The 20,486-nt window shown below is 69.6% G+C and carries 18 protein-coding genes and 1 pseudogene; 8 read left to right on the top strand and 11 right to left on the bottom strand.

The window, feature by feature from the left end:
- Positions 1–6: 6 nt before the first annotated feature.
- The 9 genes and pseudogenes from WIX39_RS28635 to WIX39_RS28595 form a co-directional block, all read right to left on the bottom strand.
- Complete coding sequence (locus tag WIX39_RS28635; protein WP_409196569.1) at positions 7–1,179, bottom strand: CMD domain-containing protein; 1,173 nt, start codon at positions 1,177–1,179, stop codon at positions 7–9.
- Complete coding sequence (locus WIX39_RS28630) at positions 1,172–2,491, bottom strand: acyl-CoA thioesterase/bile acid-CoA:amino acid N-acyltransferase family protein (protein ID WP_172839830.1); 1,320 nt, start codon at positions 2,489–2,491, stop codon at positions 1,172–1,174. The genes WIX39_RS28635 and WIX39_RS28630 overlap by 8 nt, the downstream gene beginning before the upstream one ends.
- Before the next feature lie 10 nt (positions 2,492–2,501).
- Entirely contained in the window at positions 2,502–4,079 is a 1,578-nt protein-coding gene (locus WIX39_RS28625) for an ABC transporter substrate-binding protein (protein ID WP_409196568.1), read from the bottom strand.
- Positions 4,080–4,113: 34 nt separating this feature from the next.
- Positions 4,114–5,112: an ABC transporter ATP-binding protein gene (locus WIX39_RS28620; RefSeq protein WP_409196878.1), complete on the bottom strand. Its 999-nt coding sequence runs from the start codon at positions 5,110–5,112 to the stop codon at positions 4,114–4,116.
- A gap of 24 nt (positions 5,113–5,136) precedes the next feature.
- Positions 5,137–6,177, bottom strand: a pseudogene (locus WIX39_RS28615) (ABC transporter ATP-binding protein); the annotation flags it as partial.
- The gene (locus tag WIX39_RS28610) at positions 6,174–7,073 is read right to left on the bottom strand and encodes an ABC transporter permease (RefSeq protein ID WP_081267698.1); all 900 of its coding nucleotides are present in this window, start codon (positions 7,071–7,073) and stop codon (positions 6,174–6,176) included. The gene WIX39_RS28610 and the pseudogene WIX39_RS28615, both read right to left, overlap by 4 nt.
- Positions 7,070–8,044, bottom strand: coding sequence for an ABC transporter permease (locus WIX39_RS28605; RefSeq protein WP_081267699.1), 975 nt, complete (start codon positions 8,042–8,044; stop codon positions 7,070–7,072). Before WIX39_RS28605 ends, WIX39_RS28610 begins: the two co-directional genes overlap by 4 nt.
- On the bottom strand, positions 8,041–9,534 hold the full coding sequence (locus WIX39_RS28600) for a SidA/IucD/PvdA family monooxygenase (protein WP_081267700.1): 1,494 nt from the start codon (positions 9,532–9,534) through the stop codon (positions 8,041–8,043). The genes WIX39_RS28605 and WIX39_RS28600 overlap by 4 nt, the downstream gene beginning before the upstream one ends.
- The gene (locus WIX39_RS28595) at positions 9,531–10,520 is read right to left on the bottom strand and encodes a LysR family transcriptional regulator (RefSeq protein WP_285411316.1); all 990 of its coding nucleotides are present in this window, start codon (positions 10,518–10,520) and stop codon (positions 9,531–9,533) included. The genes WIX39_RS28600 and WIX39_RS28595 overlap by 4 nt, the downstream gene beginning before the upstream one ends.
- Positions 10,521–10,932: 412 nt before the next feature.
- On the opposite strand from WIX39_RS28595, the gene mdcA reads away from it, so the two are divergent.
- From mdcA to WIX39_RS28555, 8 genes are read left to right on the top strand one after another with little or no spacing between them, the layout of a single operon-like run.
- On the top strand, positions 10,933–12,579 hold the full coding sequence (mdcA, locus tag WIX39_RS28590) for a malonate decarboxylase subunit alpha (RefSeq protein ID WP_285411317.1): 1,647 nt from the start codon (positions 10,933–10,935) through the stop codon (positions 12,577–12,579).
- Positions 12,580–12,591: 12 nt separating this feature from the next.
- Positions 12,592–12,909 (top strand): malonate decarboxylase acyl carrier protein, encoded by a 318-nt coding sequence (gene mdcC / locus WIX39_RS28585; protein WP_285411318.1) that lies wholly within the window; start codon positions 12,592–12,594, stop codon positions 12,907–12,909.
- Positions 12,906–13,835: a biotin-independent malonate decarboxylase subunit beta gene (locus WIX39_RS28580; protein WP_285411319.1), complete on the top strand. Its 930-nt coding sequence runs from the start codon at positions 12,906–12,908 to the stop codon at positions 13,833–13,835. The genes mdcC and WIX39_RS28580 overlap by 4 nt, the downstream gene beginning before the upstream one ends.
- Positions 13,822–14,559 (top strand): biotin-independent malonate decarboxylase subunit gamma, encoded by a 738-nt coding sequence (gene mdcE, locus WIX39_RS28575; protein ID WP_409196567.1) that lies wholly within the window; start codon positions 13,822–13,824, stop codon positions 14,557–14,559. Before WIX39_RS28580 ends, mdcE begins: the two co-directional genes overlap by 14 nt.
- A complete protein-coding gene (gene mdcG / locus WIX39_RS28570) occupies positions 14,534–15,217 on the top strand; it encodes a malonate decarboxylase holo-[acyl-carrier-protein] synthase (protein WP_409196566.1) in 684 nt (227 codons plus the stop codon). Before mdcE ends, mdcG begins: the two co-directional genes overlap by 26 nt.
- The gene (gene mdcB, locus WIX39_RS28565; protein WP_409196565.1) at positions 15,214–16,110 is read left to right on the top strand and encodes a triphosphoribosyl-dephospho-CoA synthase MdcB; all 897 of its coding nucleotides are present in this window, start codon (positions 15,214–15,216) and stop codon (positions 16,108–16,110) included. Before mdcG ends, mdcB begins: the two co-directional genes overlap by 4 nt.
- Entirely contained in the window at positions 16,107–17,075 is a 969-nt protein-coding gene (locus WIX39_RS28560; RefSeq protein ID WP_409196564.1) for an AEC family transporter, read from the top strand. Before mdcB ends, WIX39_RS28560 begins: the two co-directional genes overlap by 4 nt.
- Positions 17,072–18,019 (top strand): malonate decarboxylase subunit epsilon, encoded by a 948-nt coding sequence (locus WIX39_RS28555; protein WP_285411323.1) that lies wholly within the window; start codon positions 17,072–17,074, stop codon positions 18,017–18,019. The genes WIX39_RS28560 and WIX39_RS28555 overlap by 4 nt, the downstream gene beginning before the upstream one ends.
- Before the next feature lie 132 nt (positions 18,020–18,151).
- Here the strand turns inward: WIX39_RS28555 and WIX39_RS28550 are convergent, their stop codons facing one another.
- Both WIX39_RS28550 and WIX39_RS28545 read right to left on the bottom strand, forming a co-directional pair.
- Positions 18,152–19,066: a LysR family transcriptional regulator gene (locus tag WIX39_RS28550; RefSeq protein WP_285411324.1), complete on the bottom strand. Its 915-nt coding sequence runs from the start codon at positions 19,064–19,066 to the stop codon at positions 18,152–18,154.
- A 106-nt stretch (positions 19,067–19,172) separates the two neighbouring features.
- On the bottom strand, positions 19,173–20,354 hold the full coding sequence (locus WIX39_RS28545; RefSeq protein WP_409196563.1) for a carboxylesterase family protein: 1,182 nt from the start codon (positions 20,352–20,354) through the stop codon (positions 19,173–19,175).
- Between the last annotated feature and the right edge of the window lie 132 nt (positions 20,355–20,486).

The raw sequence follows: 20,486 nt of genomic DNA, 5'->3' as shown, positions 1-20,486 counted from the left end.
CGCGTGTCAGTCGCGCGGTGGAAACACCGGCTCGCCGAGGTTGAGCATCAGCCGGTTGGCCCACGCGAAGATCGCCACCGCGTGGATGGTGTCCAGGATCTCGAGATCGGTGAGGCCGGCGGCGCGCACGGCGCGCAGTTGCTCCGCACCGAAGCCGGCCGGGCTGCGCGTGAGCTCGATCGACAGGTTCACGATGGCGCGCTCGCGCGGCGTGGTGCCCGCGCCCTGCGGGTCGGTGAAGACCTGTGCGATCACGTCGTTGCGCTTGGCCAGCTGCTCGAAGCGCTGCGCGTGCACCGAGGCGCAGTACACGCAGCCGTTGATGCGCGACACCACCGCGCTCGCCAGTTCGCGCTCCGCGCGCGACAGGCCGCCGGGCGCGTACATGATGGCGTTGAACACCGTGGCGCGCTCCTGCAGGATGCGCGGCTGGTGCACCAGCAGCAGGTAGTAGTCGGAGCTGCGCGCCTTCGGGTGGCTGGCGTCCAGCACCTGCACCTGTTCGGCGGAGGCCTGCGTCAGGTCGATCACCGGCAGCCAGGCCTTCCAGCCCAGCGTCTCGCTGGTGTAGCCGTTGATGCGCAGCGGCTCGCCCGGCGGCGGCAGGTTGGCCGGGTGGACGAAGGGGGCCGTGTTCTCTTCCACGGCCGCTGCGGCGCTGTCGCCGCCGAGCGCGGCCAGCGCCTGCAGGCCGGCGACCACGCGAACCTGGTAGGCGACGAAGGCGATCAGCTGCGCCAGCGCCACGACCTCGGGCGTCGCCAAGCCGGCGGCCGGCAGCTTGAGCAGGGCCTCGCGATCGCCCTCGACCGGGTGATCGGTCAGCGTGCGCGTGAACGCGAGCACGGCCTGCAGCCGCGCATCCGCGCCGAGCGATTCGACCGGGGCGCCATCGGCGGCGGCCTGCTGCGTCGCGCTCAGCGGCGCCAGCGCATCGAGCCGCGCGCGGTAGTGCGCCTGCAGCGCGACGCTGCCCGCGCTGCGCGCGATGGCATGGGCCGCAAGCAGGCGCTCGACCAGCGGCGGGCCCGACAGTGCCGGATCGAACAGGGCCTCGTAGCTGCCCTGGGTGGCGGCGGCCACCTTGTCGCGCTGGTGGCGTACCGCATGCACGGCGCTGCCCTCGGCGAGCGGCACGCAAGCGTCGACGAGGTCGGGGGAAATCTGTGAGTCAGTCATGGGTGGTGTCTCCGGAAGATGTGGTGCGCGCGGCCACGGCCTGCTGCAGGAAGCGCAGCACGCCCTGCCAGGAAGCCTCGTCCGCATGCGCGTTGTTCGCAGGCGTGCCGCCCGAGGTGCTGCGCCGGCCCGACACCGGATGCGCATAGCCGAGCTGCGTGGTCGGCACATAGGGGAATAGGATCGAATGGCCCGCGCCTTCGAAATCGAGATGAGCCACCGCGTGCGGATGCCCGAACTGCGCGAGGCGCTCGGTCACCATGCGGCTGTAGAGGCTCGACGGCCAAGAGCCGTCGTCCGTCGCGGACAGCAGCATCACCGGGCCGCGGATGCGCTCGACCCGGATGCGCGCGCGCTCGACCGCCTCGGGGTCTTGCAGCGCGGTCAGCAGCGCGTCGGCATGGCGGCGCGGTTCGGGGCCTTCGTCCCAGGGCGCCCAGGTCGCGGTGCGGTTGTTTTCCCACACATGCGGCAGCGGCTGCCCGCGCAGGAGCCATGCGGGCCCTTCGCGTCCGAGCGATGGATCGCAAGCGTTCTGCGCGCAGTGCACCACGGCGCCGGGCACATAGCCGATCACCGCCGAGACCGATTCGGGAAACAGCGTGCCCAGCAGCAGCACCAGTTCTCCGCCGCGCGACTGGCCGCTGAGCGCGACGAAGCCGTGCGCCGGGCGCACCGTGCGGTGCAGCCAGGCCAGCGCTGTCTCGAAGTATTCGAGCCGGGTGTTCGAGATGTAGTCCGAGAGGCCCGGCGCCTTGAAGTAGGCGAGCGCGAAGGCCGCGTAGCCGTGCGATGCGTACAGCGCTGCGCGCGGCTCGTTGATGCCGCCGCCGGAGCCGTTGAGGATCATCACGGCCGGATGCGGACCCGGCCCCGCAGGCATGTAGAGCGTGCCGACCAGGCCCTCTTCGCGCACATCGCGGCGCGTCACGCCCTCGCCGGCCAGGCGCTGCACGAAGCTGCCATGCAGCTCGGCCGCATCGCCGCCCCGGCGCACGCCGATGTCGGTGCGCAGCGCCGCGCCCGGCACGGCGCCGAACTGCTCGCGCGCACCGGGCGTGTCCGGCACCTGGGACCAGATGAGGCCCATCGCCGACACGCCTTGGTAGCTGCTGCCGGCGATCGGCGCGTCGCGCTGCAGGTCGACCGTGCCCGCGGCGTCGGCCACGAAGCGCGCCGACGCGCGCCACGGCACGCCGGCGCCGCGCTGCGTGCAGCTGGCGACCTCGATCTGCTCGCCCGGCGCCAGGCCATCGACCGCGATGCGCCGGGACACATCGATGAGCGCGTCCTCGGGCGTGATGCTCAACATGCGCGCGCCCTCACTTGACCGGCGTGACCTGCATCGCCGTCGTGCGGTCGCTCAGCAGCGGCACCACCTTCAGGCCCTTCTTCGCGGCCCAGATGTTCTGGTAGTGGTAGAGCGGGATCTGGCCGACGTCGTCGGTCACCAGCTTGGCGGCGTGGCGGAAGATGGCTTCGCGGCGCTTGGCATCGAACTCGACGGTGGCGGCGTCCAGCGCCTTGTCGACCGACTCGTTGCTGTAGCGGCCCCAGTTGTTGGAGCCGCGGCCGCGCTTGGCGTCGGGCGTGGTCAGCGTCTGCAGCAGCCCGTAGCCTGCTTCGCCCGTGCCGTTGCCCCAGGCGATCACGCTGACCGCATATTCGTTCTTGTTGGCGCGGCTCGAGTACACGGCCCACGGCACCACCTCGACCTTGGTCTTCACGCCGATGCGGCTCCAGAACTGCGCCACGGCCTGCACCGTCTCGGGCGCCTGCGGGTAGCGGTCGCCGGGCACGTGGATCGCGATCTGGAAGCCCTGCGGGAAGCCGGCTTCTGCCAGCAGCTTCTTCGCCTGCTCGGGGTTGTAGGCGATGTCCTTGACTTCGGGGTTGTAGCCGAAGCTGCCCTTGGGCATCCACTGGTTGGCCTCGGTCACGGTGCCCTGCAGCACGCGGTCGACGATGGCCTTGCGGTTGATCGAGAGCGACAGCGCCTGTCGCACCTTCACGTCGAGCAGCGGGTTCTTCTCGAGCGGCTTGCCTGCGTTGTCGGTGATGAACTCGTTCGGGCCGGGCTTGAAGGTGGGTTGCAGCAGCAGCACGCGCAGGCCCGGGTAGGTGTACACGCTGACCTTCGGGTCCTTGCGCAGCTTCTCCACGTCGGTCACGGCGACCTTGTCGATCACGTCCACGTCGCCGGCCAGCAACGCGGCCGTGCGCGCCGCGCCGTTGTTGATGAAGCGGTAGTTGACCTTCTCCCACAGCGGCTTCGGGCCGTAGTAGCTGGGGTTGCGCTCGAACACCGTGCGGTCGCCAGGCACATAGGAGATGAACTTGTAGGGGCCGGTGCCGACCACGGCGCGGCCCGCGTTGTAGTCCTCGGTCTTCGACTTCTCGCCGACGTGCTTGCTCACGATGTAGATCGATGCGATCTCCAGCGGCAGCATCGGGTTGGGCGTGGTGGTCTTGACGATCAGCGTGGCCGGGTCCTTGGCGGTGGCGGACTCCACCGAGCGCAGCGCGCCCGAATACGAGGCCACGCTGCCCGGCACGTTGCGCGCGCGCTGGAAGGAGAACACGATGTCGTCGGCCGTGAAGGGCGTGCCGTCCTGCCACTTGATGTCGGTGCGCAGCTTGAATTCCCAGGTCTTGTCGTCCAGCGTCTTCCAGCTCGACGCGAGCGCGGGCTCCAGCTTGCCGCCGTCGCGCGAATTGATGATCGAGTCCCAGAAATGCAGCGCAAGCGATCGGTCGCCCGCGTGGTTGTTGAGCTCGGGGTCGACCGATGAGATCGGGTCGGCGAAGCCGATGGACAGCGTCTGGGCGGAGGCCGATACGGAGGCCAGCGCGCCGGCGGCGAGCAGTGCGGCGGCGGCGATGGGGAGCAGGCGGTTCATGAAGATCCTTTGGCGAAGACAGTGAATCGGGAGGTCAGTTGGTGTCGTAAAGGTGGCAGGCCGTGGCATGCCGGATCGCGATGCCGCGCAGCTGCGGCACCTCGGTGCGGCAGCGCGGCATCGCCTTGGGACACCGCGGATGAAAGTGGCAGCCCGAGGGCGGCGCGATCGGGCTCGGGATCTCGCCGCGGATCGCGCTGAAGGTGGTGCGCCGCGCGTCGATGCTCGGAATCTCGGCCAGCAGCGCCTGCGTGTACGGATGGGCCGGCCGCGCGAACAGCTCGGCCACCGGCGCGCTTTCGACCACGCGGCCGAGGTACATCACGACCACGCGGTCGCACAGATGCTCGATCACGCCCAGGTCGTGGCTGATGAAGAGGTACGCCAGCCCGAGCTGGTCGCGCAGGTCCATGAAGAGGTTGAGGATCTGCGCCTGGATCGACACGTCCAGCGCCGCCACCGCCTCGTCGCACACCAGCATCGAAGGCTGCACCGCGAGCGCCCGCGCAATGCCGATGCGCTGGCGCTGGCCGCCGCTGAACTGGTGCGGGTAGCGATGGCGCAGCGCGGGGTCGAGCCCGGCGCGTTGCAGCTGGGCGCTCACGTAGTCGTCCTGCCCCGCCGCATCGGTCAGCCCGCGGAGCAGCGCCGCCTCGCCCACGATGCGCGAGACGCGCAGGCGCGGGTTCAGGCTCGCATACGGGTCCTGGAACACCATCTGGATGCGCAGGCGCGCCGCCAGCTGCTCTTCGGCCGAAAGGCTCGCCACCGGCTTGCCGCCGACGATCACTTGCCCCTCCGTCGGTGTCAGCAGGCCCGCGGCGATGCGGCCCAGCGTCGACTTGCCGCAGCCGGATTCGCCGACCAGGCCGACCACCTCGCCGGGCCGCACGGACAGGTCGACTACATCGACCGCGTGCGTGACCACCGGCGGCTTGCTCATGCCCACGCTGCGCAACGCACGGCCGACAGCACCGGGCGGCGGCGTGACGCCGAAGCGCTGCGCGACCTGGCGCAGTTCGATCAGCGGCACATCGTTTTCCTGCGCAGGCGCGCGCGCGGCGGCCGGCAGCGCGGCCGGCAACGTGCGCACGGGCTTGTCGCGCTGCGGATGAAAGCAGCGCACCTCGTGCCAGGGCGCGTCATGCCGCGGGCGCGAAACCCCGGGCCGCGTTTCGCAGGCCGCATCCGCATGCGGGCAGCGCGGCGCGAAGGCGCAGCCGGCCGGCATGCCGAGCAGGCTCGGCGTCATGCCCGGGATCTGGCGCAGCCGCGCCCCGCGCTCGTTGGCACTCGGCAGGCTGTCGATCAGCCCGCGCGTGTACGGATGCTGCGGATGGTCGAGTACGTCGGCCACCGTGCCGTGCTCGACGATGCGACCGGCATACATCACGGCGATCTCGTCGGCCAGGCTCGCCACCACCGAGAGGTCGTGGCTGATCCAGATCAGAGAGGTGCCGGTGTCGCGCACCAGCTTCTGCACTTCGGAGAGGATCTGCGCCTGGATCGTCACGTCCAGCGCGGTGGTCGGCTCGTCCGCAATGATCAGGTCGGGGCCGTGCAGCATCGCGATGGCGATCGCCACGCGCTGGCGCATGCCGCCCGAGAGCTGGTGCGGGTAGGCGCGCAGGCGCTCTTCTGGGCTCGGGATGCCCATCAGCCCCAGCGTGTCGCGCGCATGGCGGCGTGCCTCTTCGGTGGAGACGCGCTTGTGCGCCTTCACCGCCTCGATCATCTGGGTGTCGACCCGCAGCACCGGGTTGAGCGTGGCCATCGGATCCTGGAAGATCATCGCGATGCGGTTGCCGCGCAGCTCGCGCCGCTCGGTTGCCGCCAGCTGCGTGAGTTCGCGGCCCTGGAACAGCACCTGCCCGCCCTCGACCTTTCCTGGCGGATCGACCAGGCCCATGATCGAGAAGCCGGTGACCGACTTGCCCGAGCCCGACTCGCCCACCAGGCCCAGCACCTTGCCGCGCCCCAGCGTGAAGGACACGCCGTCGACCACCGGCAGCACGCCGGCGCGCGTGTGGAAGCGCGTCTGCAGGTTGCGCACCTCAAGCGTCGGCACCTCGAGGTCTTGCACGGGAACGGCGCTCATTTCTGCAGCCTCGGGTTGAGCACGTCGCGCAGCTGGTCACCGACCAGGTTGATCGCGACGATGGCGGCCAGCAAGGCGACGCCGGGGAAGAAGCTGATCCAGTATTCGTTGGACAGCAGGTATTGGTAGCCGTTGGAGATCAGCAGCCCCAGCGACGGCTCGGTGATCGGCACGCCCAGCCCCAGGAAGGACAGCGTGGCCTCCAGCGTGATGGCGCGCGCGATCTGCAGCGCGCCGATCACCAGCAGCGGCGGCAGGCAGTTCGGCAGGATGTGGCCGGTGACGATGCGCCAGCGCGGAATGCCCTGCCCCTGCGCCGCGTCCACGTACTCGCGCCGCGCCTCGACCAGCGCCTGGCCGCGGGCGGTGCGCGCGTAGTAGGCCCACTCCAGCAGCACCAGCGTGAGCATCACGTTGCCCACGCCCTTGCCGACGTAGGCCAGGATCATCAGCGCCATCAGGATGGTCGGAAACGACAGCAGCAGGTCGACCAGCCGCATCAGCAGCGCGTCGACCTTGCCGCCGGCATAGGCGGCAATGAGGCCGACCAGCGTGCCGACCACCGCGGCGATCAGCGCCGAGCCCACGCCCACCGTCAGGCTGATGCGCAGCCCGTAGACGATGGCCGAGTACAGGTCGCGGCCCTGCCCGTCGGTGCCGAGCCAGTAGGTGTAGCCGCCCTCGCTGCTGTGCGAGCCCGGCGGCAGGCGCGCGTCGAGCACGTCGAGCTGCAGCAGGTCGTAGGGGTTCTGCGGCGTGATCCACGGCGCGAGCAGCGCGGCCAGCACCACGATGCCCAGCACCACCAGCCCGCCGACGGCGATGCGCGAATGCAGGAAGTCGGCGGCCACGCGCCACCAGATGGAGCGCTCGTCGTAGCTTTTCACTGCGCTCATTTCGCGCCCTCCAGCCGCACGCGCGGGTCGAGCAGCTTGTAGAGCAGGTCGACGATGAGGTTCAGCGTCACGAAGATCACGACCACCACCATCAGGTAGGCCACCACCACCGGGCGGTCGAGCGAGTTGATGCTGTCGAGGATCAGCTTGCCGGCGCCCGGCCAGGCGAAGATGCTCTCGGTGACCACCGCATAGGCGATGGTCGCGCCCAGTTCCAGCCCCAGCACCGTGACCAGCGGGATCATGGTGTTGCGCATCACGTGCATCAGCACCACGCGCGTGGGCGTGAGGCCCTTGGCGCGCGCGAACTTCACGTAGTCCTGCGGCAGCACCTCGCGCACGCCGGCGCGCGTGAGCCGCAGCACCAGCGAGATCTTGAAAAGCGCCAGGTTGAAGGCCGGCAGCAGCAGGTGCTGCCAGCCGTCGAGCGTGAGCCAGGACCACTGCACGCCGAACAGCTCGCGCGTGGCGCCGCGTCCGCTCGCGGGGAGCCAGCCGAGCTGCACGCTGAACACCATGATCAGCATCAGCGCGACCCAGAAGGCCGGCAGCGAGAAGCCGACGATGCTGGTGGCCATCAGCGTGCGCGACACCGGATGCTCGGGCTTCATGCCCGCGAACAGCCCCAGCGGCACGCCCACCATGATGGCCATGAGCAGCGCCGCGAAGGCCAGCTCCATCGTGGCCGGCAGGCGCTGCAGGATCAGGCGAACGGCGTCTTCCTGGTAGACGAAGCTGCGCCCCAGGCTGCCGTGCAGCGCGCCGTCGACGAAGGCCAGGTACTGGCGCCACAGCGGCTGGTCGAGCCCGAGCCGCGCGATGGCGGCCAGGCGCTCCTGCTGGTTCATGTCCTCGCCGATGAGGATGTCGATCGGGTTGCCGATGGCATGCAGGCCGATGAAGACGATCACCGTCATCGCCACCACGACGCCCAGCGCCTGCAGCACGCGGCGCAGGAGCCAGCCAGTCATGGCGACACCTCGCGGTCGCCGGCTTCGATGTACGGCGGCAGCTCCGAGGGCGTCCATTCGTCGCCGTCGAGCTCGGGCTCGGCGTAGCGCTGCATGGCGGCGAAGTGCTGGCCGGCATCCTCGCCCAGCAGCCTGGCCGCGAGGCCGCGTGCCAGGCGCTGCGCGCCGTCGGTGATCTGCGGGATGTCGCCGGCCGCGGCGCCGTGCGAGAGCGAGGCGGCATAGTTGAAGCAGTGCACGCGCTCCAGCCCGGGGCAGGCGCCGGGCGTCTTCTCCTGGAACTCGAACAGCGGCCCGAGGTCGGGAGATTCGGCGAGCTCGCTGTCGGCCATGCCTTCGGGCGGCGCGAAGCGGTCCTGCCAGACGCGCACCTGCGAAGAGAACGCGGCGAACTCGGGCCGCAGCGCCCAGTCGGTGCGAAAACCCGTGCTGAACACGACGAAGTCGGCCGCCAGCGGGCCCTTGGCCGTGTCCAGCCGCAGAGCGCCGTCGGGCCGCTGCGCGGCACCGAGCACCGGCGTGCCGAGCTGGAAATGCGCGTTCGCATGGCGCGACACACGCAGCGTGCTGCCGTGCGGCGGCGGCACCTGCTGCACGTTGATGTAGTGGCGGATGCGCCACTTCCATTCGTCGGGCAGTTGCCAGAAGCCGTGGACCATGCCCGGACTGCCCGCGCCCTTGCCCTTGTTGACGCGCGGCAGGTCGGCGCGGCGGATCAGCAGGTCGACGCGCGCGGCACCGGCTTCGAGCGCGCTCGCGGCGGCGTCCATCGCCGAGGCGCCGCCGCCGACCACGGCGACACGCTTGCCGCGCAGGCTTTGGGCGTCCCAGCGTTCGGACGAATGGGCCCAGCGATCGCGCGGCAGCGAAGCCGCCCAGTCGGGCACCCAGGCACCGCCGAGGCCGTCGCGGCCGGTCGCGAGCACGACGTGGCGCGCCTGCACGCTGTAGTGCCCGCCGCCCGCGGCGAGATCGGCCAGGTCGAGCTGCACCACGCCGTCGGCGCGCGGCAGCACCGCCCTCACCTGCTGCTCGTTGCGCACGTCGAGGTCGAGCACGCGGCGGTACCAGCGCAGGTACTCGGCCCATTGCAGGCGCGGGATCTTGTCGAGCGCGTCCCAGGCCGCCAGGCCCCACTGCGCCTCGAACCAGGCGCGGAAGGTCAGCGCCGGCAGGCCCAGCGCGGGGCCGGTGAGCTCCTTGGGCGAGCGCAGCGTTTCCATGCGCGCGGTGGTGGCCCAGGGGCCTTCGAATCCGGCCGGCGAGCGGTCGTAGATGCGGGCGTGCACGCCCAGGTGCTTGAGCGTCGCGAGCAGCGCGAGGCCCGCCATGCCGCCGCCGACGATGGCGACGTCCAGCAGCGCATCGCCGTGCGCCGGGTTGGGGGGCACCCAGCGTTTTGCGGGCAGGCCGAGCCACGACAGGTCTTGCCGCAGGCGCGCTTCGAGCGCGGGAAGGCCGAGGGGTACGTTCGTCACAGGGGCTTTCAGGAAATGCTTTCTTCGTCCGCGGCGGCATCGCCGCCGCCGTACAGGGTGCGCAGCAGCGCCGCGTGCGCCGACACGTCGTGCTGCACGAAATGCGGCAGCTCGCTGGCGGCGGCCAGCAGCGCATCGATCAGCGCGCGCACCGGCGCCGTGATCGGCTTGGCCTGCGGCGTGACCACGCCAAAGACGAAGGGAATGTCGGTATCCAGCGGCCGCACGGCCAGGCCTTCGAGCGGCGCGCCGCAAGCGGTCAGCGGCTCCAGCACGGCCACGCCGAGCCCGGCGCGCGCCAGCGCCTGGGCGTTGACCGAAGAATTGGTCTCGATCAGCGCGTCGCGCCGCGCCGGCGAATGGCCGGCGCGCGCCAGCGTGGCGTCGAGCCGGTGGCGCAGGCGGAACGGGTTGCTCATCGTGATGATGCGGCGCTGCGCCAGCGCCTCCAGCGGCACGACGTCGAGCGCCGCCAGCGGATCGTCCTGCGGCAGCACGGCCACGCAGGGCATCTGTCCGATCCAGTGCACTTCCAGCCCGCGGTGCTCCAGCGGCAGGCTGCTCGCGCCGAGCTGCGCCGCGCCGCTGAGCACCGCGTGCACGACCTGTTCGGCCGAGGCACTGCGCAGCTGGATGGGCATGGTGCCGGCCTGCGCCTCCATTTGCCGCAATGCCCGCGGCAGCAGCCCGAGCGCCAGCGCGGAGGTGGCGGCCAGCAGCAGCGGCTGGGCATTGCCGCGCGCGATCTCGGCCGCGCGCAAGTGGATCTGCTGCAGGCTGCCGAGGGCGCGGTCTACATCTTCATAGAGCAGGAAACCCTGCTCCGTCGGCGCCACCCGGGGTCCGTGGCGGGTGAACAACGCATAGCCGATCTCGGCTTCGAGTTCCTGCACCAGGCGCGACACCGCCGGCTGCGAGCGCGCCAGCAGCCGGGCGGCGCCCGTGACGCTGCCGGTCGACATGACGGCGGCGAAGGCTTCAAGCTGCCGGAGTTCCATGGGATTCAGTATCCATTTTCATCATCATGAAGCATTTAGCATGTGAATTGCAAATACTTCATCCGCATGAGCTTAGATGCGGGGTTTCTAAGCGGCGGATTCGAAAGTGCCTCATCGAGACGGTGCGTGACTTCGTGAGCGAGCCTGTTTTCCGAAATCTGGTGTCGGTTGGCGATGAATCGTTTCGCGCAGCGTAAAGATCCGACGCGGTCCTTAATTGATTCCGGGACTTCGTGCCGGTAACTTTGATTCCCAGACACGGCGTTCTTTCTCCCCCCTTTTTTGCGGGCGCCGTCATTCGGAAAGCAAAGCGCATGACCCCCCACCACACTCCGTTGACGGCCGCCACGGCCGACACTTTCGGCTCCGGTAGCTCCAGAGTTTCGATTCCGCGCGAACGGAAGGCTCCCCAATGACAACCTGGGACACCGCGAAACGCGCACGAGAAGGGCGGCTGCAAGCCGGCGCGCCCTATGCCAAAGGCAAGCACGTCGCGGCCAGCGACGCCACGGCGCTGCTGGAGGCCGTGCTGCAGCCGGGCGACCGCGTCTGCCTGGAAGGCGACAACCAGAAGCAGGCCGAGCTGCTGGCGGCCGCGCTGGCAGCCGTCGACAGCGCCAAGGTCCACGGCTTGCACATGGTGCAGTCCGGCGTGGTGCTGCCCGAACACCTCGACGTGTTCGAGCGCGGCATCGCCAAGCGGCTGGACTACGCCTATTCGGGCCCACAGTCGCAGCGCATCGCCAGGATGCTGTTCGGCGGAAAGATCGAGCTCGGCGCGGTGCACACCTACCTGGAGCTGTTCGCGCGCTACTTCATCGACCTCACGCCGCAGGTGGCGCTGATCGCCGCCGTGAGCGCCGACCGCGAGGGCAACCTCTATACCGGCCCCAACACCGAAGACACGCCCACCGTGGTGGAGGCCACCGCCTTCAAGGACGGCGTGGTCATCGCGCAGGTCAACGAGATCGTCGACAAGCTGCCGCGCATCGACATTCCGGCCGACTGGGTGCACTTCGTGGTGGAGAGCGGCAAGCCCTTCTACGTGGAGCCGCTGTTCACCCGCGACCCTGCCGCCATCACCGAGACGCAGATCCTCACCGCCATGCTGGCGATCAAGGGCATCTACGCACCCTACGGCGTCAAGCGCCTGAACCACGGCATCGGCTTCAACACGGCGGCCATCGAGCTGCTGCTGCCGACCTACGGCGAGCGCCTGGGCCTGAAGGGCAAGGTGGCCAGCCACTGGGCGCTCAACCCGCATCCGACCATGATCCCGGCGATCGAATCGGGCTGGGTCGAGCAGATCCACAGCTTCGGCTCCGAGGTCGGCATGGACGACTACATCCGCGCGCGCCCCGACATCTATTTCACCGGCCCCGACGGCTCGCTGCGCTCGAACCGCGCCTTCTGCCAGACCGCGGGCCTGTATGCCTGCGACATGTTCATCGGCTCCACGCTGCAGATCGACCTGCAGGGCAACTCCTCGACGGTGACCACCGAGCGCGTGGCCGGCTTCGGCGGCGCGCCCAACATGGGCAGCGATGCGCGCGGCCGGCGCCACCCCAGCGCCCCCTGGCTGCAGGCCGGCAAGGAGGCCGACCCCGACAGCCCGCCCGCGCTGCGCCGCGGCCGCAAGCTGGTGGTGCAGATCGGCGAGACCTTCGGCGACAAGAACGTACCGCTCTTCGTGGAGCACCTCGACGCCCTGCGCCTGGCTGAGAAGCTCGACCTGGACCTGGCGCCGGTGATGGTCTACAGCGACGACGTGACGCACATCGTGACCGAGGAAGGCATCGCGAACCTGCTGCTGTGCCGCGACCGCGACGAGCGCGAACAGGCCATCCGCGGCGTGGCCGGCTACACCGAGATCGGCCGCCGGCGCGACGCGAAGATGGTCCAGCGCCTGCGCGAGCGCGGCGTCATCCGCCGCCCGGAAGACCTGGGCATCGACCCGATGGACGCCGACCGCCGCATGCTGGCCGCGCGCTCCATCAAGGATCTTGTGAAGTGGTCCGGCGGCCTTTATGCGCCCCCCTCCAAGTTCAGAAACTGGTAAGGAAACACATCGATGGAACAACTCAATTTTCGGCACGCGGCGCGCCAGCGCGCGGCGGGGTCCATGCGCCAGGCCATCGTGGGCGTGGTCGCCTCCGGCAACCTGGAAGTGCTGGTGGAGCGGCTGCTGCCCGACGGCGAATGCGAGGTCGACATCCGCACCGCGGCCGAAGGCTTTGGCGAGGTCTGGCAGGCCGTGGTCCAGGATTTCGTCGAACGCCGTTCGCCGGGAGGGCTGAAGCTGTCCGTGAACGATGGCGGTGCCCGTCCCGACACCGTCGCGCTTCGGCTGGCACAGGCGGTGCGCGCCGTGGAAGGAGACCCCGCATGAACGCCCTCGTGCACCACGACGACCAGCGGCTTGCGGCCAGCTGGTACGAAGCGTCCGCGCGCCAACGCGTGGACGGCCTGCTCGACGCCGGCAGCTTCGAGGAGTTCATCGGCCCGGAACTTCGCGAGACCAGCCCGCACCTGCCGTTGTTCGATCTGCCGCAGCAGTTCGACGACGGCATGGTCGTGGGCCGCGGCCGACTCGACGGCGCACCGGTGCTGGTGGCCGCGCAGGAGGGCCGCTTCATGGGCGGTGCCTTCGGCGAGGTGCATGGCGCCAAGCTCACGGGCCTGCTGCGCGCCGCGCGCGACATCGGCACCGTGCCGGTGCTGATCCTGTTCGACACCGGCGGTGTGCGGCTGCAGGAAGCCAACGCGGGCGAACTCGCGATCGCGGAAATCATCCGCGCCCTGCTGGACGCGCGCCTGGCCGGCGTGCCGGTGGTGGGCCTCATCGGCGGGCGCGCCGGCTGCTATGGCGGCGGCGGCCTGATCGCGGGGTGCTGCTCGGCGCTGGCCGTTTCCGAGCAGGGCCGCATCAGCGTGTCCGGCCCCGAAGTCATCGAGACCAACCGCGGCGTGGAAGAGTTCGACGCCAAGGACCGCGCGCTGGTGTGGCGCACCATGGGCGGCAAGCACAGGCGGCTGATCGGCGGTGCCGAGCGGTTCGTGGACGACACCGTGGCCAGCTTTCGCGCGGCGGCGGTCGACCTGGTCCGCGGCACTTCGACACCGGACGAGGCCACCCTCGAGGCCGAGCAGGCCCGCCTGGCGCGGCGCATCGAACGCTTCGGCGAATGCCGCGACGCACTGGACGTCTGGCAGGCGCTGGGCGCCGACCACCCCGACGCCATTCCCGGCATGCCCTTCGAGGCATTCGTCGCCCTGGCCCAACGACTGGAGGCGCCTCGCCATGACGCTCGCTGAAATTCTTGCTTCGCTCTTTCCGAAGGGCCACCAGGTGGTGATCGAGGACGGCCTGCTGTCGGGCCAGGGCCCGCGCGCCGACGGCACGGAGATGGCCGTCATAGGTGTCGACGGCCGCAAGGCCATCGGCATCGACGAGGCGGCCTGGCTCGCGCGCAAGGTGCTGGACACGCTCAGAGCGGGGGGCACGACACCGATCCTGGTGCTGATCGACAGCGACAGCCAGCGCATGAGCAAGCGCGACGAGATGCTGGGGCTCAGCGAATACCTTGCGCACCTTGCCAAGTGCCTGAACCTCGCGGACGCGCGCGGCCACGCAACCGTCGGCCTGCTCTACGGCCACACGGCCGCGGGGGCCTTCATCGCCACCGCGCTGTCGACCCGCACGCTGGTGGCGTTGCCGGGGGCGGAGCCGATGGTGATGGACCTGCCGTCCATGTCGCGCGTGACCAAGCTGCCCATCGAGGTGCTGCAGGAGAAGGCCAGGTCCACCCCGGTGTTCGCGCCCGGCCTGGACAACCTGATGCAGACCGGTGCGGTGGCGTCCGTGCTGGACCCCGAGCGCCCTCTCGACCTGCAGATCGACGAGGTGCTCAAGTCCCTGCCCCGGCAGGGAGCGCATGCGCCGGACCTGCGAGACCAGCTCGGCAAGGAACGCCATGGCCGCCCGAAGGCCGCTGACATTGCGAGGCGCGTGTATGAGCTTGCCCGCCCTGCCCTCTGACTCGTGCCTGCCGCGGCACCAGCTGGTGCGGGCCGCGCCGCCGGCCTGGGCCGCGCTGATGGCTTCGCGCCAGGACCTGGCCGATGAGCCGCTGCTCGAAGGCTGGGCGCACCGTGGTTGGCCGCTCGTCGTGCGGCGTCGCCTGCCGGGAGAATCTGGCGGCGCGTCATGGTTGCCGGTGGGCCTGCCGCTGCCCCCGAAGGCCGGCAAGCGGCGCATCGCCTTGCAGGTGCAACTCGACCACATCGTCTCGGTTTCGGGCTTGCCGCAGCTGCACGAAGTGGTCGCCTCGGCGCCGCGGGCCTGGCAACCCGCCCTGCGGCAGCTCCTGGCCGTCGGTGAACACTTCGGCGTGCAGACCCGCGTGTTCGGCAGCCTCGCCTGGCAATGGCTGACCGGGCTGGAGTACCTGAGCCAGGGCTCGGACATCGACCTGACCTGGACGCTGCCCCCCAGCGACCGCACCGAGGAATTCCTGGTGGCCTTGGCCGGCATCGACGCCGCCGCGCCGATGCGGGTGGACGGCGAGCTGCTTCGGCCCGACGGGTCGGGCGTCAACTGGCGCGAACTTCATTCGCGCAGCGCCGAAGTGCTGCTCAAGACGGCAACCGACCCGCTCCTGTGCGCCCGCTCGCAGTTCCTGGAGCCGGTCGCATGAACGCGGCAGCGCCGGCATGGATCGCATCGGCCTCGGTTCGCCACGACCGAGCACGCGCCTGCGCGGAACACCTGAGTGCGCTGGCCGAGCGCAGCCTTCGGCTGGAGGTGCGCACCTGGCCGAAGCCGGGGCTGGTCAGCCACGTCGACTCTGGCAGCCACACGGACATGGACGCAGGCACCTTCCACCGCAGCGCGGCGGCACTCCGGCCCTACTTCGCGGAACTGGCCGAGGCCGGCATGCAGGACGCCGACATGCCCGTGCTGCGGAAGATCGGCCTGCGCGCCGAGTGCGCCATGACGGCGGCGACCGGCGGCGTGAACACCCATCGCGGCGCCATCTTCGGGCTCGGCCTGCTGTGCGCCGCGGCCGGACTGCAGGCGCGACGCGGCATCGAGGGCGGCCCCTCGCAGTCACTGGGCGACACCGTCTCGCGCCGCTGGGGCACCGACATTCTTGCCGGCCCGCGGCCGAGCGACAGCCACGGCGAAGCCGTGAAGCGCCGCTACGGCGCAGGCGGCGCCCGGCAGGAAGCCGCGCTGGGCTTTCCGAGCGTCTACGACATCGGCCTGCCCGCCCTTCGCCATGCCGCGCAACTGGCACCGCGCGATGCACAGGCCGCAAGGGTGCAGGCATGCTTTGCGCTCATCGCCGAGCTGGAGGACACCAACCTGCTGCACCGCGGCGGAGCCGCCGGCCTGCGCTTCGCCCAGCGAAGCGCGCGCGCCTTCCTGGCCGCCGGCGGCGTCGGGCGGCCCGGCTGGCGTCGCGCCGCCGAGAAAATCCATCTCGCCTTCGTGGCGCGCTGGCTGAGCCCGGGCGGCGCGGCCGACCTGCTGGCGATGAGCCTGTTCGCGATGGCGATCGAACACGAACACGAGCCCGCGCCGTGATCGCGATCATCCTGCTCGCGCTGGTGCCGATCTACTTCGTGCTTCTGCTGGGCTACACCGCCGGCAAACGGGGTGTGATCAACAACACGCACGTCGGCGAGCTCAACACCGTCGTCATGACCTATGCGCTGCCCGCCTCGCTGTTTGCCGCCACCGCCGCCACGCCGCGCGACACCCTGCTTTCACAGTGGCCGCTGCTCGTCATCCTGGGGGGCGCCATGATGCTGGTCTACCCGCTGTGGTACGGGCTGCAGCGCCGGTTGATGCGGCGCAGCGCCAGCGAGGCTGCGCTGCAGTCGCTCACTGTGGCGCTGCCGAACTATGCGGCGGCGGGCCTGCCCATCGTCGTGGCGCTTCTGGGGCCGACGCACACGGTGCCCGTGGCCGTCGCCATCGCGGCGGGCTCGCTGCTGCCCTCGCCCGTCACCTTGGCGCTGCTGGAGCTCTCTGCAGCGCGGCCGGGCGAAACGGCGACAGCCGGCGCCAAGGCCGTGCGGTTTGCACGTGCCATGGGACATGCGCTGGTAAAACCCATCGTGCTCGCTCCGATCACCGGCACGGCGATCGCCCTGCTCCAATGGAAGCTGCCGCCTGTCGCCGCTGCGTCGCTGGGACAGATCGGACAGGCCGCGGGCGGCATGGCGCTGTTCGTGACCGGGTTGATCCTTTCGGCCCAACGTTTCCGCTTGAGCTGGAACACCACGCTGGCGACCGTCACGGTCACCGTCGCCCAGCCGCTGCTGGCGCTGGGCATCGCCAAGGCCATGGGCGCACCCGCGGACATCACGCGAATCGCGGTGCTGATGGCGGCGCTGCCCTCGGGCTTCTTCGGTGTGCTCTTCGGCGCCAACGCCGGCGTGAAGTCGGAGGAATCAGGCTCCACCGTGATCGCCAGCACGCTGACCGCCATGCTCACCGTGGCCGTGACCATCGCATGGCTCTATGGGCCGGGCGGCATGCCATGACGCTCGCCATCCTGTGCCCCGGGCAGGGCAGCCAGAACGCCGGCATGTTCTCGCTGACGGGCCCCGCCGCCGAAGCGCAAGGGCTTTTCGCCCACGCCACCCGGCTGCTGGGACACGACCCGCGCACGTGGGTGCGCGAAGCCGCCACCGACGCACTGCACGAGAACCGCTCGGCGCAGTTGCTGTGCACGCTGCAGGCCCTCTGCGCCTGGGCCGTGCTGTCGGACGCGTTCGCGCCGCGCCGCTGCATCGCGGGCTACAGCGTGGGCGAGATGGCGGCATGGCACATCGCAGGCTTGACGACAGCAACGGACACGCTCGACCTCGTCGCCGCGCGCGCCGAGGCCATGGATGCCGCCCAACGAGCCAGGCCGGGCGAGCAAGGCCTTCTGTTCGTGCGCGGCCTCGAACGGGCCGGCATCGACCAGCTGTGCGCACACCGTGAAGCCGCCGTCGCCATCGTCAACCCCGGCGACGCTTGGGTGCTGGGCGGCATGCGCGACGCGCTCGCGGACATCGCGCCGCAGGCGCTGGCGCAGGGCGCGACGAGGGTCGTGCCGGTCGAGGTGAAGGTGGCCTCGCACACCTTCCTCATGGGCGATGCCACGACCTCCTTCCGGAACACCCTGGCCGGCGCCACCATCGCACGCGCTCCCCTGTCGGGCGCGCGCTTGTTCAGCGGCATCGACGGCGAAGTGGTGCTGAGCGCCGCGCAAGGCACGCAGAAGCTGGCCCTGCAGATTTCCCGGACGGTGCAGTGGGCGTCCTGCCTGGAAGCCTGCGTCGAAGCCGGCGCCACGGCCTTCTTCGAACTCGGCCCGGGCCGCGCACTCAGCGAGATGGTCTCCGGCGCGTATGCGGGCGTCGACGCGCGCAGCCTCGACGATTTCAAGACCCTGCAAGGGGCGCGAGACTGGCTGGTGCGCGCGCAGTCACGCACCTAGCAACGGCGGGCCAGGCGCCCCCGTTGGTCCAGCGGGACGACCACGCCGGCAAACATCAGGACGAACGCGAACACGAAGCACGTTCGCACAGCCAGCCATCAGGGCGTACAGGATCCAGCCTGCGCATGGGCCTCAGGACAGCTCGGCCTTCGCGCCGCGGCACACCGCCAGCAGCGCAAGCAGGTTCGGGTCACGTTCTCGCGTGCGCAGGAAGCTGACGCCCAGGGTTTGGCGCATCAGGTACTTGGGCTGTACGGGAATCAGCTGCACGTTCTTCGAGAACACGTCTCGTACGCGCCCCGGCAGCAGCGTGCAGCCGATGCCGCCGCTCACCAGATTCATCAGCGAGAAGATGTCGCCGGTCTGCATCACCACGTTGGGCGTGAACCCGGCTACGCGGAACGCTTCCACAAAGCCGTTGTATGTGGCAAAACCTTCCTTCAGGCTGACGAAGTTCTCGTCGGCGCAGGTGCTCAGGTCCACACGCTTGTGTCGCGCATAGCGCGAGCCCACGGGTGCGGCGAAATGGATTTCGTCATCGAACAGCGGCTCCGACACCAGGTCGGCCTCGTCTTCGGGGAGCGCCATCAGGGCCGCGTCAATGGCGCCGTCGCGCAGCTTCTGCAGCAGGTCGGCATTGGAGCCGAGTACGAGCTCGGTCTCCAGCGCCGGCTTGCGCACCTTCATGTGGATGAGCACCGTCGGCACCGTGCGGATGGTGAGCGAATAGAGCGACCCGATGCGGATACGGTCGGCCGAATAGCCTGCGATCTCCCGCGTGGCTCGTACGCCCTGCGCCAGCGTCTGCAGCACCTCGCGTGCCACCTCGGCCAGCGTTTGCGCTGCCTCGGTCGGATGCAGGTTGCGGCCCTCGTGCCGGAACAGCGCGCAGCGCACCCCCGACTCGAGCGAGTGCAGCGCGCGATGCACGCTCACGGGGCTCACGTCCAGCCGCTCGGCGGCGCGCGCCAGGTTGCCCGTTTCCATGAACGCGATCAGCGTTTCGAGCTTGCGGAAGGTGATTTCTTCATCAATGCGAGGTTGCATGCTGGGCCCGGAAGTGAATGGTGCATCGTAGCGATTCGAGTTGTCTTTGACTGTCGAAGGCCAAGAATGATTCGCTGCGTACGCACTCGGCGGCTCGCACAATCGCTCAGGGCAGATGCCTCACCGATCCGGCTTGCCAACCTTGCGTCGAGCCGCGGGCAAAGTCCGCCCAGATCCGGCGCATCTCCATGCCGAGCTGCTCTATGTCCGCCCAGCGGGCCTTGCCAAGTTCCGGCGCCGCCGACCACGCTTGCGCGCTGCCGAGCAGGAATGGCAGATCGATGCAATGGCAGGCACCGAATCCGGTATCCGGTGATTGCCAATCGAATCGAAACAGGTAGGCATTGCAGCCCTTCGCAGCCACCTCTTGAACCAGGCTGCGGGCCCCACCTTCAAAGAGCACATTCATCCGTGCCGTCTCGGCGGCGTAGCGCACTTGCGTACCGGGTGTTGCAGCGACGTGGTTGTTCAGGAGAACAAAGGGCAGCGCGTCATCCTTGCACCATCCAGCGATGGTGTCGACGGCAGATCCCGACGGAGTGTCGGGTGAGACAGGGGCCCAGACAATCAGTTGATTCAGGCTTTTGGCGAGTCGACTCTGAGCGGCAATGAGGTCGTCGACGCTCGCGACGCGAGGATCCTGTCCAAGTTCGTCGATAAACATCGACGATACCCTGTCTGCCTCGTCCCGCGTGCGGGCGGCACCGTTGGCTCCACTGTGCAGGATGGCACGCTGAAACAAGGTGCCTCCGTGGCCCCAAGCAAGCATTGCCACGATCGAGAACCCGCCAGCCGACTGTCCGAACACCGTCACGTTGTCCGGATCGCCACCGAACCGCGAAATATGCGTCTTGACCCATTGCAGCGCCGCGACTTGGTCGGCCATCGCAGGGCTGGGTCCGGTGCTCGACGGAAACTGCAGGTAACCGAACACTCCGAGACGGTAGGTCACCGACACCACGACGACGTCCTGCTCTGCCGCCAGCTTGTCCCCGTCGTGCCATGGCAACTCGCCGCCGCCGGTGACGAAGCCACCGCCATGGATGAACACCATCACCGGGCGCCGGCCCACGGTGCCCGGCGTGAACACCGACAGCACCTGGCAGTGCTCGTCGACGTCCATGGGTGCCAACGGTCCTTGCACGACCTCCAGGCGAGAAGGCGCCTGCGGACAGATCGGGCCGCGCTCGGTGTGATGCTTGCCATCCCAGGCCAGGGCCTCGGGTTGCTCGAAACGCTCGGCCCGTGCATATCGGATGTTGCGAAAAACTTCGACTTCGGTGGTCATTGCTCTTCCTTTCAAGATCGTTGAGGTTCGGAAAAAGCCGTCGACAGCGCGCAGCTTTCTGTCCCTGAACACGATCGTGCCGGCCCGGCGCAATGCCATCAATCAACGTAAGGGATGAAAAGTTAGCCTGAG

The sequence above is a fragment of the Variovorax sp. AB1(2024) genome (genome assembly GCF_037482385.2).
GTDB lineage: Bacteria > Pseudomonadota > Gammaproteobacteria > Burkholderiales > Burkholderiaceae_C > Variovorax.
This window is presented reverse-complemented; position numbering and strand designations above follow the sequence as displayed.